At 73.6% G+C, this 14342-nt stretch carries 11 protein-coding genes and 2 pseudogenes; 6 read left to right on the top strand and 7 right to left on the bottom strand.

What is annotated here, in order from left to right:
• Positions 1 to 81: 81 nt before the first annotated feature.
• Complete coding sequence (locus tag ACIGFK_RS28300; protein ID WP_376660542.1) at positions 82 to 1371, top strand: ATP-binding protein; 1290 nt, start codon at positions 82 to 84, stop codon at positions 1369 to 1371.
• A gap of 286 nt (positions 1372 to 1657) precedes the next feature.
• The gene (locus tag ACIGFK_RS28295) at positions 1658 to 1999 is read left to right on the top strand and encodes a DUF6191 domain-containing protein (protein ID WP_400054079.1); all 342 of its coding nucleotides are present in this window, start codon (positions 1658 to 1660) and stop codon (positions 1997 to 1999) included.
• Here ACIGFK_RS28295 and ACIGFK_RS28290 read toward each other — a convergent pair.
• From ACIGFK_RS28290 to ACIGFK_RS28265, 6 genes and pseudogenes are all read right to left on the bottom strand, one after another.
• Positions 1977 to 2597: a hypothetical protein gene (locus tag ACIGFK_RS28290; RefSeq protein WP_376660540.1), complete on the bottom strand. Its 621-nt coding sequence runs from the start codon at positions 2595 to 2597 to the stop codon at positions 1977 to 1979. The genes ACIGFK_RS28295 and ACIGFK_RS28290 overlap by 23 nt on opposite strands.
• On the bottom strand, positions 2594 to 4201 hold the full coding sequence (locus ACIGFK_RS28285; RefSeq protein WP_400054077.1) for a serine/threonine-protein kinase: 1608 nt from the start codon (positions 4199 to 4201) through the stop codon (positions 2594 to 2596). Before ACIGFK_RS28285 ends, ACIGFK_RS28290 begins: the two co-directional genes overlap by 4 nt.
• A 106-nt stretch (positions 4202 to 4307) precedes the next feature.
• On the bottom strand, positions 4308 to 5564 hold the full coding sequence (locus tag ACIGFK_RS28280; RefSeq protein WP_400054076.1) for a Tm-1-like ATP-binding domain-containing protein: 1257 nt from the start codon (positions 5562 to 5564) through the stop codon (positions 4308 to 4310).
• Between the two features lie 59 nt (positions 5565 to 5623).
• Positions 5624 to 6028 (bottom strand): NUDIX domain-containing protein, encoded by a 405-nt coding sequence (locus ACIGFK_RS28275; RefSeq protein ID WP_376661571.1) that lies wholly within the window; start codon positions 6026 to 6028, stop codon positions 5624 to 5626.
• 23 nt (positions 6029 to 6051) lie between these two features.
• Positions 6052 to 6111 (bottom strand): annotated as a pseudogene (locus ACIGFK_RS28270) (hypothetical protein); the annotation flags it as partial.
• A gap of 37 nt (positions 6112 to 6148) precedes the next feature.
• Positions 6149 to 7249, bottom strand: a complete 1101-nt coding sequence (locus ACIGFK_RS28265) for a cation diffusion facilitator family transporter (protein ID WP_400054075.1) — start codon at positions 7247 to 7249, stop codon at positions 6149 to 6151.
• A 179-nt stretch (positions 7250 to 7428) separates the two neighbouring features.
• Between ACIGFK_RS28265 and ACIGFK_RS28260 the strand changes: the two genes are divergently transcribed.
• The 3 genes from ACIGFK_RS28260 to ACIGFK_RS28250 are packed head-to-tail and all read left to right on the top strand — an operon-like array spanning position 7429 to position 11422.
• Positions 7429 to 9804 carry an FHA domain-containing protein gene (locus ACIGFK_RS28260; protein WP_400054073.1) on the top strand — a complete coding sequence of 792 codons (2376 nt, stop codon included), beginning with the start codon at positions 7429 to 7431 and terminating at the stop codon, positions 9802 to 9804.
• The gene (locus ACIGFK_RS28255) at positions 9801 to 10433 is read left to right on the top strand and encodes a hypothetical protein (protein WP_376661567.1); all 633 of its coding nucleotides are present in this window, start codon (positions 9801 to 9803) and stop codon (positions 10431 to 10433) included. The genes ACIGFK_RS28260 and ACIGFK_RS28255 overlap by 4 nt, the downstream gene beginning before the upstream one ends.
• Positions 10433 to 11422, top strand: a complete 990-nt coding sequence (locus ACIGFK_RS28250) for a serine/threonine-protein kinase (RefSeq protein WP_386468594.1) — start codon at positions 10433 to 10435, stop codon at positions 11420 to 11422. The genes ACIGFK_RS28255 and ACIGFK_RS28250 overlap by 1 nt, the downstream gene beginning before the upstream one ends.
• 42 nt (positions 11423 to 11464) lie before the next feature.
• Here the strand turns inward: ACIGFK_RS28250 and ACIGFK_RS28245 are convergent, their stop codons facing one another.
• Positions 11465 to 12751, bottom strand: a complete 1287-nt coding sequence (locus ACIGFK_RS28245; RefSeq protein WP_376661565.1) for a streptophobe family protein — start codon at positions 12749 to 12751, stop codon at positions 11465 to 11467.
• A 145-nt stretch (positions 12752 to 12896) separates the two neighbouring features.
• Here ACIGFK_RS28245 and ACIGFK_RS28240 point away from each other — a divergent pair.
• A pseudogene (locus ACIGFK_RS28240) lies at positions 12897 to 14135 on the top strand (DUF6777 domain-containing protein); the annotation flags it as partial.
• Positions 14136 to 14342 lie beyond the last annotated feature (207 nt).

Raw genomic sequence — 14342 nt, 5'->3', positions numbered from 1 at the left:
TGTTGTGCACGGCGGTGCGTGATCCCCCGGCCCCGTCGCCCCTAGCCTCGCCGCAGGAGCACGAACGAGGGGCGGTACCCGGTGAACTGGCTCATCCACGACTACCGCGAGAGCGATCTCGCAGCGGTGGTCCACCTGATCGACACCACGGCCGAACTCGGCCAGGAATCCGTCTTCTCGCTCGCCGAGTGCATCAGCGCCCTCACCGACCGGCAGCCCTGCGTGGTCGCCGTCCACCAGGGCGTCCCGATCGGCGCGGCCCTCGCCTGCGTCACCGGCGAGCGGGCCTGGGTCATGCGCATCGCGATCGCCTCCGGCTGGCGCGGCCGGGGCCTGGCCAGCGCCCTCCTCGTGGAGCTGGAGCGGCGCCTCATCGCCGCCCGCGTCGGCCGCATCGCCTACGTGCTGCCCGAGGAGGACCTCCTCGGCGAGGGGCTGCTGAACGCCGGGTACACCCGGCAGCCCGCGGTCGCCTACTTCGAGAAGACCGAGCCGCTCCACGGCCCGGCCGCAGGACTCCTCGACGACCTCGGCGGCCGGTTCCTGCCCAACGACCTGTGGGCCAAGGTCGCCGGCATGGAGAAGGAGAAGGACCTCATCGAGCGGCGCGTGGTGCTGCCGCTGGCCGAGCCCGAGCGGGCCGCCGCCCACGGCGTCCGGCCGCCGCGCGCCATCACCCTCTTCGGGCCGCCCGGCACCGGCAAGACCACCTTCGCCCGCGCCATCGCCTCCCGGCTCGGCTGGCCCTTCGTGGAACTGCTGCCCTCCCGGCTCGCCGACGGCGGCAACCTGTCCACCGCGCTGCGCGACGCCTTCGCCCGGATCTCCGAACTGGAGCGGGTGCTCGTCTTCATCGACGAGGTCGAGGAGATCGCCCCCGTGCGCAGCGAGCCCGCCCAGCCCGGCGGGATGCACGGCGTCACCAACGAGCTGCTCAAGCTGATACCCGGCTTCCGCGAGGGCGACGAGCGGCTGCTGGTGTGCGCCACCAACTCCATCCGCTCCCTGGACCCGGCCTTCCTGCGGCCCGGGCGCTTCGACTACCTGATCCCGATCGGCACCCCGGACGCGGGGGCCCGCGCCGCCATCTGGGCGCGGTACACGGCCGGGCGCGCGGACGTCGACGTCACGGCACTGGTCGCGGCGACCGAGCTGTTCACGCCGGCCGACATCGAACACGCGGCACGGATCGCGGCCCAGGTGTCCTTCGAGCGGGACCTGGAGGCGGTGGGTGCGCGCGGCGCGGCGGCCTCGCAGCTCGGCGCGACCACGGCCGACTACCTGGAGGCGGTGGCCCAGTGCCGGCCGACGGTGACCCCGGCCATGACGGGCGAGTTCGAGGCCGACATCACGGCCCACGCCCGCTTCTGAACTCCGTCCCCCGGTTGCGGCGGGGGACGGGTGCGCAAGTGGCCCGCGGCCGCTCCCCAAAGCGGTCGCGGGCCTCCCGCGCGGACTTGGCATCCGTGCGGGACGGCCACGCTCCGGTTGGGGTGTTCGCCGGCTGGAACGTGACGCGCATCGGTGCCGGAGGGCGTCCTGCACGCCCTCGTCAACACCTTCGAGTCTGCCGTCGGACACGGCTGCGGGCTTCGGCCGGACGGCCACGGCAGCCTCGGCCGAAAGACCGAAACAGCGCGTCGGCTACTGTCGGGCCATGGGCTTTGTCATCTTCATGACGCTCCCGGGGCTGGCGCTGCTGCTCACCGCGATGGCGTTCCTCGACCTGGCGCTGCTCCGCGCGGGCCGCGCCGGTCTGCTGCCCTGGCGGTGGAACGGCCGCCAGGGGCAGATGGCGAGCACCGGCTTCGAGCAGCTCCACGCCGGCTTCTCGCCGGGCAAGCAGAACGAGCTCAAGGAGCGCCAGAGCGCCCTCGTGATGCGCGACGACGAGGAGGACGGCGCCCCGCCGCGCACCCGCGTCGACCTCGACGGAGGTCTCGCCGTCATCCGCCTCCCCGCCCGGGGAACCGGGGCTACGGGCGGCAGCTGTACGTGAACTCCACGGCCGCGGTGCGCCGTTCGGGCGTCAGCAGCTGGAGCTCGGCCTTGGCCGGGTAGCTCCCCCGGCCCTGGAAGGTCCACAGCAGGTGCAGCCGTGCCTCCCGCTGCCCGCTCGGCACCCGCTCGGTCAGCCGCTCCGACTGCGTGCCGTCGCTCCGCACCCAGCGGTAGGTGACGGTGCCCGGACGCCCGTTGGTGCCGACGACGGCCACCACGTCGGCCGCCGCGTCGCACGCCGGCCCCTTGGGGTCGGTGCTCACGGCCAGGCTGCGGACCTCGAGGGCGGGCCCGAACCGCTGCCACCCGAGGTACGCGAGGACCGCGAGCAGCACCACCGCGGCGAGGGTGTACCGCCGCAGGCCCGCGCCCCGGCGGCGCGCCGGCCCGGCGGGCACCGTCACGGGGAACGGCGCGGGCATGGCCGCGGTGACCCCGGGCCCGAAGCGGAGCACGGACCCCTCGACCCGGTCGGGCTCGACCGCGGCGGGTGCCCGGGGGCCGGTGATCCAGTGGCTGCCGAGGACGGTGGCGCTGTAGTCGTCGTCGCCGCTGCCCGAGCCGTCGCTGGTGAGCTTCCGTGTGACGTCGCTCATGCGGGAACGCACCTCCGCTTGGCCTGGATGCTGTGCGTGGTCGGACCGGATCCGGCCGCCGGCGTGGTCGTGACCCGGACGCCCCAGTAGCAGCCCGCGCCGGTGAAGGTGTGCGCCATCGAAGGCTGCGCCGAACCGACGGTGTACGTGGACACGTTGCTGCCGTCGGGCGCGGCGAACGGGTTGCCCGCGTCCCCGGTGAACCACTCGTAGGTGACCTTCACGGTCCCGGTGCCCGAGGCCTTCAGGGTGACCGCGGCCTGCCCCTGGCTGAGCGCGGTCTGCGTGAGGGTGACCCGGGCCGAGTACACGTCCACGGCCGGGGTCGGCGGCGCCGTCGTGGGCTTGGGGGTGGTCGGTTTCGGCGTCGGGCTCGGGTCGGGGCCGGGGCTGTACGAAGGTGAGGGCGACGCGGACGGCGACGCGCTCGGCGAGGCGGAAGGGCTCGCCGAAGCCGACGCAGTGGGGGAGGCGGAGGGGGACGCGGAGGCGGACGCGGACGGGGTGGGCGTCGGTGAGCCAGAGCCGGGCGGGGCCGCGCTCGTCGTCGCGAACGCGCTGAGCGCCGCGGCCCCTCCCGGGGACGCGCCGAGCGCGTCCGTCGTCAGGACCAGCGCCGCCCCCAGCACCAGCGCCACCCCGGCCGCAAGCAGGCCGCGCCGGCCCGGCGCCCAGCGGGAGGCGCCGTGCAGCGTGGTCGTCGCCACCGCGGTCGTACCCGCCGCGGACGCGGCCGCCGAGGGGAACAGCAGCGGCAGCAGGGCGGCCAGCGCCGCCAGCTTGCGCTGCCCGCGCTCCTCCCATTCGGGGCCGTACGCGGCGAGCGCCACCCCCTCCAGCTCGGCCACGAACGCCTCGGCGTTCTCCGGCCGCTGCTCGGGCTGCTTGGCCAGACCGCGCCGGATCAGCGGACGTACGGGCTCGGGGGCCTCGGTCTCCGGTACCGGGGCCTCGATGTGCTGGACGGCGAGCTCGGCGAAGTTCGCCCCGTCGTAGGGCTTGCGGCCGGTGAGGCACTCGAAGAAGGTCGCCGTCGCCGCGTACACGTCGGCGGCGGGCGAGGCGGGCCGGCCCTGCCACTGCTCGGGGGCCATGTAGGCGGGGGTTCCGGCCACACCGGGGGTCGCGCCGCGGTTCGCGGCGATGCCGAAGTCCACCAGCTTCGACGAGCCGTCCGCCGCGACCAGCACGTTCTCCGGTTTGTAGTCCCGGTGGACGACACCCGCCCGGTGCGCGGCCGCCAGCCCGAGCAGGGAGCCCTTCAGGACCACCAGCGCGGCCTCGGCGTCCGTCTGCCCGGACTGCCTCAGCAGGGCGCGCAGGGAGATCCCGTCCACCAGTTCCATCACGATGGCGGCGCCGCCGGGGGCTTCCACGTACTCGTACAGCCCCACCACGTGCGGCGACCGCAACGCCCCGAGCAGGCGCGCCTCGGCCCGGAACTCCCCGACGAAGGCCGGGTCCTCGCGCAGCCGGTCGCTGAGGTACTTCACGGCGACGGCCGTGCCCGTGCCGTCGTGGACGGCGAGCACCACGCGGCCGCTGCCTCCCGAACCCAGTTCCCGGACCTCCGAATAGCCGGGGACCGTCCACGTGTCCGTCATCGCCTGAGCCCCCTGCATCCCGGGTCGTCGAGGTGGCCGGTCGGTCGACCGGCCACCCCCCAGGACACTTTTCCGCCACGGCCGGTTCCCAACCCGGCCGGTCGTCTCACGCAGCGGCCGACACCGCGCCGATCATGGCGTGCAGACGGTCCGCCGCCGCCCGTCCGAAGGCCGGGTCGTTGATGTGCGTGTCGTAGTCGTGGAGCCGGGCGGCGCTGCCCCGCAAACCGTCGCGCAGCGCCGAGAACAGGGCCCGGTCCGCGGCGGGGTCGTGGTAGGGCCCGCCCGGTGCGCCGAGCGTGGACAGCCCGCGGAGCGGGAGGCACACGGCCGTGGGGCCGGTGGCCGTGCGGAGCTTCGCGGCGACCCGGCGGCCGAGCTCCGCGCATTCGGCCTCGGTCGTACGGATCACGGTGATGGACGGGTTGTGCACCCTGACCCTGCGGTAGCGGACCCGCTCGGGCAGCGTCTCCACCGGCCCGAACTTGACCATGTCCAGCGCCCCCAGGCTCACCACCTGCGGAATTCCGGCCCGTCCGGCCGCGCTCAGCCGGTCGGGACCTGCGGTGAGGATGCCCCCGCACAGGTCGTCGGCGAGTTCGCTGAGCGTCAGGTCGAGGACGCCCGCGAAGACGCCCTGCCCGGCCAGGGTCTCCAGGGTGCGGCCGCCGGTGCCGCTGACGTGGAAGACCAGTACCTCGTAGCCCAGTTCCGTCAGCCGTTCCCGGGCCGCGTCCACGCCGGGCGTGGTCACGCCCGCCATGCTCGCCGCGATCAGCGGCCGTGGGCCCGCCCCCAGCCGGGCCGGCCGGCGCAGCTCGAGGGAGGCGCGGGCGAAGCCCTTGGCCATCCCCGCGGCGGCCTCCGCCGCGTTGGCGAGGACCGGGGCGGAGATGCTGTTGATCCCCGCGATGTCCACCACGCTGTACATCATCGTGATGTCCGCGGATCCGACGTACGGGGACACGTCCCCGGACGCCATGGACGAGACCATCAGTTTCGGTACGCCGAGCGGCAGCGCGCGCATCGCCCGGGTGGCGATGGAAGTGCCGCCGCTGCCGCCGATCGCGAGCACCGCCTGCAGCCGGCCTTCGGCGTGCAGGCGCAACAGGGTCGCTTCCGCGCCCCGGGCCATCGTGGTCACGGCCGCGCCCCGGTCGGCGGCCGTGCGCAGTTCGGACAGTTCGGCCCCCGCTGCACGGGCCACCGCTTCTCTGGGCACGTCCGCGGGCACGCGGGGTTCGCCCATGATTCCCGTATCGACCAGTACCACCTCGACACCGGCGCGCAGCAGCCTCTCGCGCAGCCAGCCGTACTCCGCACCCTTGGTGTCCAGGGTTCCCACCAGCACGACGTTCGTCATATGTGCAATGTCCATGCAGATGGGGTTTGTTGGCAAGTAAAGGTCGGGTCAATGTCCGATCAATCCTCCAATATGGTCAACAGTCGCTCCAGAAATGGAATCTGAGCCGGAATCAGTTTCGCCTCGGCCGTCGCGGGTGCGAACCAGGCCACCCGGTCCAGCTCGGGGAACTCCTGCACGGTCCCCGAGTGCGGCGGCCACTCCATGGAGAAGGTGCCCGGCACCACCCGCGCGGGGTCGAGGTCCGCCTCGACCGCCCAGATGGTCACCAGCTTGCCGCTGCTGAGGCGTACGTCGCCGAGCGGCAGGTACTCGCCCTCGGGAGGGGGCATCCCGAGCTCCTCGGTGAACTCCCGGCGGGCCGCGTCCCGCGGCGTCTCGTCCGGTTCGTACTCACCCTTCGGGATGGCCCAGCCCCCGGCGTCCCGCCCGGACCACAGGGGGCCGCCCATGTGGCCGAGCAGGACTTCGACGCCGTGGTCCGGCGGGGGGCCGGCCGCCCCGGCCGTGCGCCGGAAGAGGAGCAGTCCGGCACTGCGTTTCCCATGGCTCATGGGCACATGTATGCCCCGCCGGACGCGGAATCAGTGGTCGTGCGGGCCCTGGCGGTGGACCGGCCCATGCGCGTCCGCGCAGTGCGGGTCGGCCGGATCGCCGGACGCGGCGCCGGCCCGGCCGACCGTGAGCAGCGAGTCCTGCACGTGGTCCACCTGGAGCGTGGTGTGCGTGATCCCGTACTCCTTGGCCAGCAGGCTCTCCAGGTCCCGGCGCACCGCGTGGCAGTCGCCCGCCGGCTCCACCAGCACGTGCGCCGAGAGCGCCGCCTGGCCGGAGGTGATGGTCCAGATGTGCAGGTCGTGGACCTCGGTGACCGGAGGCTGGCCGACGAGCCGGTCGCCGACCGCGTCCGGGTCCACGTGGGCCGGTGCGGCTTCCAGCAGGATCCGGCCGGACTCGCGGATCAGCCCGGAGCCCGCCTTGACCATCAGCACCACCACCACGAGGGTCGCGATGGCGTCGGCCTGCCGGAAGCCGGTGGTCAGCACGATCAGACCGGCCACGGCGGTCCCGATGAAGGCGAACAGGTCGTTGAGGATGTGCTGGAAGGCGCCCTCGACGGCGAGGGACGAACGGTTCGCCCGCGAGATGCACCAGGCCGCCGCCACATTGACGACGATGCCCGCGAGGGCCGTCACCAGGACCAGGCCGCCCTCCACCGGCGGCGGGTCCAACAGCCGCCGCACCGCCTCGTAGGCCAGCCAGGCCGCCAGCAGGAGCAGGGTCAGGCCGTTGGCCTGCGCGGAGAGTATCTCCGCGCGCTTGAGCCCGTACGTGAACCCGCCGCGGGCCGGCCGGGCCGCCAGCCGCATCGCGATCAGCGCGAGGACGATCGAGACGGCGTCCGTCAGCATGTGGGCCGCGTCCGAGATCAGGGCCAGCGAATGGGCCATCACGCCGATGACCACCTCGACGGCCATGAACGTGGCGATCAGGCCGAGCGCGATCCCCAGCCAGCGGCGGTCGGCGTCCGCGGACACGCCGTGGCTGTGCCCGCCGTGGCCGTGGTCGTGGCCGTGGTCGTGGCCGTGGTCGTGCCGCCCGGCGCCGCCGTGCGCGTGCCCGGTCTCGTCGTGAGCGTGATCGCTCTCCTGCTGGTGGTCGTGAGCCTGGTCGAGCCCAGACATGGCGTCCCCCGTCTCCATCGCACACCCGTGTGTTCGGGTCCGTCGCGTGAAGTGAATCGCACCCGGACGAGATGGGCAAAGGCTGCAACGGGGACCGTTGTCATTACCCATAAGAGGCCTCTGACCTGCGATGATGCCGCGCCGCTGCCGCGTCGGCCGGATCGTGGGAAAATCTGCTCATGGTCCAGCGTCCCGGTGTGCCGACCGCGCCCGAGCTCGTCCTGGAAACCGACCTGGGCTCCACACGGATGAGCCCCGGCCGGAGCTATCACGTAGGCCGGGACCCTCTGTGCGAGATCTGCCTCGACGATGCCCGCGTCTCCTGGCACCACGCGATCCTGCGTCCCGACGGGGACCACTGGATGATCGAGGACGAGGACAGCACCAACGGCACCTGGGTCGACGGCCACCGCGTGCAGGAATGGAGCGTCGGCGTCGGCACCGAACTCCGGTTCGGCAGCGTCGAGGACGGCCCCCGCGCCGTCGTCGTCGGCCGGACGCCCACGGCCGTGGGCGCCGCCCGGCCGTCCAGCGTCTCCAACCCCGGCATGACCAGCACCTTCCGGCGGCCGACCACCGTGCGCCCGCTGGCCCCGGCCACGGCCGTGCGCATCGGCCGCGCCCCCGACAGCGACCTCGTCATCGACGACCTCGTCGTCTCCCGCCGGCACGCCGAACTGCGCTCCCTGGCCGACGGCACGTACGAGATCGCCGACCTCGGCAGCCACAACGGCACCTATCTCAACGGAGCCCGCATCGACGGGGCCGCCCGCCTCTTTGAGGGCGACATCGTCGGCATCGGCCACTCCGCCTTCTGCCTCGTCGGCGACCAGCTCCAGGAATACGTGGACACGGGCGAGGTCTCCCTCGACGTCGAAGGCCTCACCGTCACCGTCGACCAGGGCCGCAAGACACTCATGGACGGCGTCTCCTTCCCCGTCGGCGCCAAATGCCTCCTGGCCGTCGTCGGCCCCAGCGGCGCCGGCAAGTCCACCCTGCTCGGCGCGCTGACGGGCCTGCGCCCCGCCGACAGCGGAACCGTCCTCTACGACGGCCGCGACCTCTACCGCGACTACGCGGAACTGCGCAGCCGCATCGGCCTCGTGCCCCAGGACGACATCCTGCACACCCAGCTCACCGTCCGCCGCGCCCTCGTCTACGCCGCCGAACTGCGCTTCCCGCAGGACACGGCCAAGGCCGAACGCGAGGCCCGGGTCGACGAGGTGATCCGCGAACTCGGCCTCGTCCAGCGGGCCGACCAGCCGATCCACAGCCTCTCCGGCGGCCAGCGCAAGCGCGTCTCCGTCGCCCTGGAACTGCTGACGAAGCCTTCCCTGCTGTTCCTCGACGAACCCACCTCCGGCCTCGACCCCGGCATGGACCGCTCGGTGATGCACATGCTGCGCGGCCTCGCCGACGACGGCCGCACCGTCATCGTGGTCACCCACAGCGTCCTCAGCCTCGACGTCTGCGACCGGCTGCTGTTCCTCGCCCCGGGCGGGCGCGTCGCGTACTTCGGCCCGCCGCAGGAGGCCCTCGACTTCTTCGGCTTCGACGAGTGGCCGGAGGCCTTCGAGGCGTTCGAGACCCAGCAGGACCGCGACTGGGCGGGCGCCTACCGCGCCTCACCGGCCCACAGCCGCTACGTCGACGTCACCGCCGGCCGCCCGCGGCCCGCGGCCGCGGCCGCGGAGCCCGCCCGGGCCGCGCCCCTGCCGCCGCCGAAGGCGCAGAGCTGGGGCTCCCAGCTGTCCACCCTGATCCGCAGGTACGCCGCCGTGCTCAGCGCGGACCGCACCTTCCTCGTCATCATGGTCGCGCTGCCGTTCATGATGGGGGCCATGGCCCGGGCACTCGCCGGGAGCACCCTCACCGCCGAGACGGCGCTCAACGCCCTCCTCATCCTGACCATCGGCGGAGTGCTCACCGGCGCCGCCAACGCCGTCCGCGAACTCGTCAAGGAACGCGTGATCTACCAGCGCGAACGCGCGGTCGGACTGTCACGCTCCGCCTACCTGATGTCCAAGGTCGTGGTGCTCGGCACGATCACCGTCGCCCAGGCGGTCGTGCTGACCCTCGTGGCCCTCGGCGGAGTGAACCTCAACGCCCCGCGCAGCCGGGGCGTCGTGATGCCCCCACTGATCGAGATCACCCTCGCCGTCGCCCTGCTGTCCTTCACGGCGATGATGCTCGGGCTGCTGATCTCCGCCCTGGTCCCCAAGGAGGAGGTCACCATGCCGCTGCTGGTCCTCCTCGCCATCGTCCAGGTCGTCTTCTGCGGCACCCTGCTGAAGCTCTACGACGTCGCCGTCCTCGAACAGGTGGCGTGGTTCGCGCCGGCGCGATGGGCGATGGGCGCGATGGGCGGCACCATCGACGTCGGTGCGATCGTCCCCGGCAAACTCACGCAGGACCCGATCTTCGACCACAGGACCGGCGTGTGGCTGGTGAGCATCGCCATGCTGCCCGTGCTGTCCGTGCTCTTCGGACTGCTCGTGTCCCGGCTGCTGCGCAGGCACGAGCCGGCCGTCATGCGGAAGCAGCCGAAGCGATGACCTTCCCCGACGCCGTCGCGGACTTCAACCCGACGCACGTCGTCCCCCAGGAGGGCATGCCCGCCTGGGAGACCCCCGACGCGACCCGGCCCACCGTCCCCCTCGACCCCTTCCTGCCCGTACAGCTGCTCGCCCGCAGCGGGGACTGGGGCGAGGTGCTCTGCGCCAACGGCTGGTCCGCCTGGGTGGACGGCCGGCTGCTGGTCGCCGTACCGCAGCCGCCGCCCACGGCCGGCGGGAGGCCGCCGGCCCGGGGCGAGGACCCCAGGCCCCGGCTCGCACGGAGCACCCAGACCGTGGAGCGCTACCGGCGGGCCGTCGAGGAGCTCGCGTCCGGGCGCATCGACACCGACGCCTTCCGCCGTTCCGTACGGGGCCTGCGCGCCGGGATCGTCCTCGACGGGGAGTCGGTCTGGCTCTACGACGAGACGGGCGGACGGTGGCTGTACGGGGACGGCACCCACCTGAGCACCTACGCCGTGGCCACGGGACCGGGCGCCTCGCCCGACGGCGAGACCGACGCCCTCGGGGTCCAGCTCGACGTACTGCCCGACGCCGCCGACGTACCGCCCGCCGGACCGGTGGGGCACGCCCCGACCCAGATCGTGAAAGAACCCGGGACCGAGTGATGGGGGAGCCTCCCGGCGGGCAGCCGGCCTCCGGCCGCCCCTCCGACCTGCGGGGTAAGCAGATCGCCGGATATCTGGTGGAGAGCGAGATCGGGCGCGGCGGCATGGCGGTCGTCTACCGGGCCCGGGACCTGCGGCTCGACCGGACGGTGGCGCTCAAACTGCTGGCCCCCCAACTGGCGCGCAACGACAGCTTCCGGCAGCGGTTCGTCCACGAGTCGAAGGTGGCGGCGGCCATCGACCACCCGCACATCGTGCCCGTGTTCGAGGCGGGGGAGACGGAAGGGCTGCTGTACATCGCCATGCGCTTCGTGGCCGGGCAGGACCTGCGCGCGATGCTCGACCGGACGGGTCCGCTGCCGGTGGAGACGGCCGCGCGGATCGCCGGACAGGTGGCGTCGGCACTGGACGCGGCACACGACCACGGCCTCGTCCACCGGGACGTGAAACCCGCCAACATCCTCGTCGCGGCGGGCACCGACAGCGAGCACCCGGAACACGTGTACCTCACCGATTTCGGGCTGACGAAGAAGTCGCTGTCGCTGACCGGGTTCACGACGGCCGGCCAGTTCGTCGGAACCCTGGACTACGTGGCGCCGGAACAGATCTGGGGCAAGCCCGTGGACGGCCGGTGCGACGTCTACAGCCTCGGCTGCGTCGTGCACGAGGTCCTCACCGGCGCGCCGCCCTTCCGGCGCGACGACGACATGGCCCTGCTCTGGGCCCACCAGTACGATCCGCCGCCCGCGCCCAGCTCCCTCAGGCCGGGCCTGCCGGCCGCGGTCGACGAGGTGCTGGCGAAGGCCCTCGCGAAGTCGCCGGAGGACCGCTGGGACACCTGCCTGGAGTTCACCGGCGCCCTGCGCCGCGCGGACACCGGCCCCGGGGACCGCGGTCCGGGGGAGCGGGCGGAGAGCGGGCCGAAGGCCCCCTCGGCGGTGCCCCAGCCGCCGCCCTGGGCCCTGCCGGTGTTCCGCAGGTTCATCTGACCCGGATCACGTCACGGGGAGTACGGACGCCGTCGGAGGCGGTCACCGCTGCGCCGTCGCGGCGGGTTCGTCCACCCGGCCGCCGCGGTGCAGCGGGCGGGCCAGCAGGGCGCCCAGGAACCCGGCCACCGCGCCCCAGAGCAGCGCGAGGCCGACGGTCCGCCCCAGGACGGCGCTCAGCTCGACCGCACCGCCCAGCCCGTCCACGTCGCCGATGCCCAGGAGGGAGAGCCCGAACCGGGCCTGGACCCCGGCGAGCAGGCAGACGGTGAGCGTGGCGAGGGCCAGGGCCACGCCCAGGTGCAGCGCGTGTTGCCAGGGGCGCACGTGCGCGGGAGAGCGTACGGCCGCCAGCACGCCCGTGCCGAGCAGCAGGACGGCGGCCACCACCACCAGCCACCACGCCCGGGCGTCCCGTTCGGCGAGCGACGCCACGTCGATCGTGGAGAGGTCCGGGCCGCGCAGGGCCTGGTCCAGCAGCTGCGGCATCGGCAGCCCGAAGGGTCCCTCGGCCTTGCCCTCCCAGGCGCCGCCGAAGCCCAGGGTGAGCGCGGGCCAGACGAGGTTCGGCAGCCCGAGCAGGAGCACGGCGAGGGTCCGTGCGGCATGGCCCTGGGTGGCTGCCACCACCAGCCCGACGACGATGCCGAGGGCCACGTACGCGAGGAGCAGCACGACGGTGGCGAAGGCGGCGGGGCGCAGCGCCGTGTGGAAACGCACCAGCCGGGCAGGCAGCGGGGCGCGTCGGGAGACCAGCAGCGCGACGAGCAACAGCCCCAGGATCCACAGCAGTCCGAAGAGGAGCGTGGGGCCCACGTCGCCCTCGAAGCCCACCTTCGGTGCGGAGTCGAGGAGTTCACCGATCTGCCCCAGCGGGTTGTCCCCGAGGGAGACAGAGAAGGTCTGGCGGGCGAGCAGGGTCACGCCCGTGAGCACCAGGAGCCAGATCACCACCAACGGGACGGCCCGGCCGAGGAGTTCGCGCGGCCGGGCCACCGCCCGGTTGTGCAGGGGGCGCAGGAAGAGGTAGCCGGCCGTGAGGGCGCCGGCGAGACTCACCGAGAGCGGCAGCAGTGACAGGCTCGCCTCGGCGCCCCCGAGGACCCCCGCGCCGCCCGTCACCTCGACGACGCCGCCGGCCGCCATCACCACCACCGCGGCGACGACGCGGGGGAACGCGCCGCCCGGCAGATCGCCAGCGCCGGCACAGGCCAGCCCGGCCGCGGCGACGGCCGCCATCACGGCGAAGGCCGCCAGGACCGCCACCAGGGCGTCGCGCAGTGCCCCCGCGGAGCCCCCCGGCGATGATGATCGCGTCGTATGGCTCACCCAGCTACCGTAGGCAGGCTCGGCTTGCGGGCACCACCTGAACGGCGCACACAATGGTCCGGCAGGGAATTCCTCCTCCTGGGAAGAAGAGCCCGTGACCACGCAACCTTCCGGCAGCCAGCCGCCGTCACCAGACCGCCCGTCGGTGCCGCCCTCCGGCCGCCCCACGGGACCGCCGTCGGGCCCGCTCTCGGGCGGGCAGCAACAGGGTCCGCCGCCGCCTCCTCCACCGTCCGCGCCGCCCGGCGGCCCGGGCGAGCCGGGCGGTCCCGGCGGCCCCGGTGGCCCGGGCGGTCCCGGTGACCACGCGAAGGGCCCCTGGTGGCGATCCGTACCCCGGCTCGCCACCGTGCTCGTCGCCGTGGCCGCCGCCGTGGCGCTGGCCGTGGTGCTGACCCGGCCCAGCGGCACCCCCCAGGCCGACCGCGAGGTGTTCCTCCAGCCGGTCGCGGCCTCCGGCCCCGACCCGTTCACCGAGTCGACGGTCACGAAGGACGCCGCACCGCCGCCGCCGGAGAGCACCCCGCCCTCCGCGCAGGGCACCGCCACGGCCACGCCCGCGGGAACCCGGAGCATCAGCGGGGCCTCGCCGGGCGTCTACGGGGGCACGAAGAACTCCGCCACCTGTGACGTGGAGAAGCTGATCAAGGACCTCTCCGCGGACCCCAACAAGAACGCCGCCTTCGCATCGGCCCTCGGCATCCAGCCCGCGGCCGTTCCCGCGTACCTCCGCTCGCTCACCCCGGTGCAACTGCGGATGGACACCCGGGTCACGAACCACGGCTACCAGAACGGCAAGCTCACCACCTACCAGGCGGTGCTCCAGGCCGGGACGGCCGTGCTGGTGGACGACCGGGGCGTGCCGCGGGTGCGCTGCGCCTGCGGGAACCCGCTCGGTCCGCCGGTGGCGCTGCAGGCCAACCCGAAGCGCTACGGACAGGTGTGGAACTCGTACCAGCCGTCCCAGGTCGTGGTCATCGCTCCGGCGACGACGGTCGTGCACAAGTTCGTGATCTACGACCACCAGGACCGGCGCTGGTACGAACGCAACCGCGGCGACCACCACGGCAGGCACGACAGGCCCGTCCCGCCGCCGGTGATCGTCACGCCGACCGTGATACCGCCGACGGGCACGCCGACGCGGACCCCGACGTCGACCTCGACGCCTACGTCCACGCCCACGTCGACCCCGACGTCCACGCCCACCTCGACGTCCACTCCGACGTCCACTCCGACCGCGACTCCGACTTCCCCGACCCCGTCCGGGTCGTCGACGTCACCGTCGGTCTCGCCCTCGGGAACCGAGTCGCCTTCGAAGTCGCCTTCGGAATCCCCGTCCGTCTCCGTGTCCCCGTCGGAATCGCCTTCGGTGTCCCCGTCGGAATCCCGGTCGGCATCCCCGTCGGAAACGAAGGCACGGTCCGTCTCCCCGTCCGCCTCGCCGTCGAAGCGCTCGGCGCCTCCGACCCAGGAGAGCCCGGCGGGACCACAGACTCCGGCCCCGCGGACATCGGCGGTGCCGGAGCCTGAACCCACCGCCACGGCCAAGCCCCAGCTGCCGAGCGCACCGCCCCAGGTGTCGCCCGTGCCC

It is taken from the genome of Streptomyces sp. NPDC085524, assembly GCF_044541755.1.
In the GTDB taxonomy this organism is placed as follows: domain Bacteria; phylum Actinomycetota; class Actinomycetes; order Streptomycetales; family Streptomycetaceae; genus Streptomyces.
This window is presented reverse-complemented; position numbering and strand designations above follow the sequence as displayed.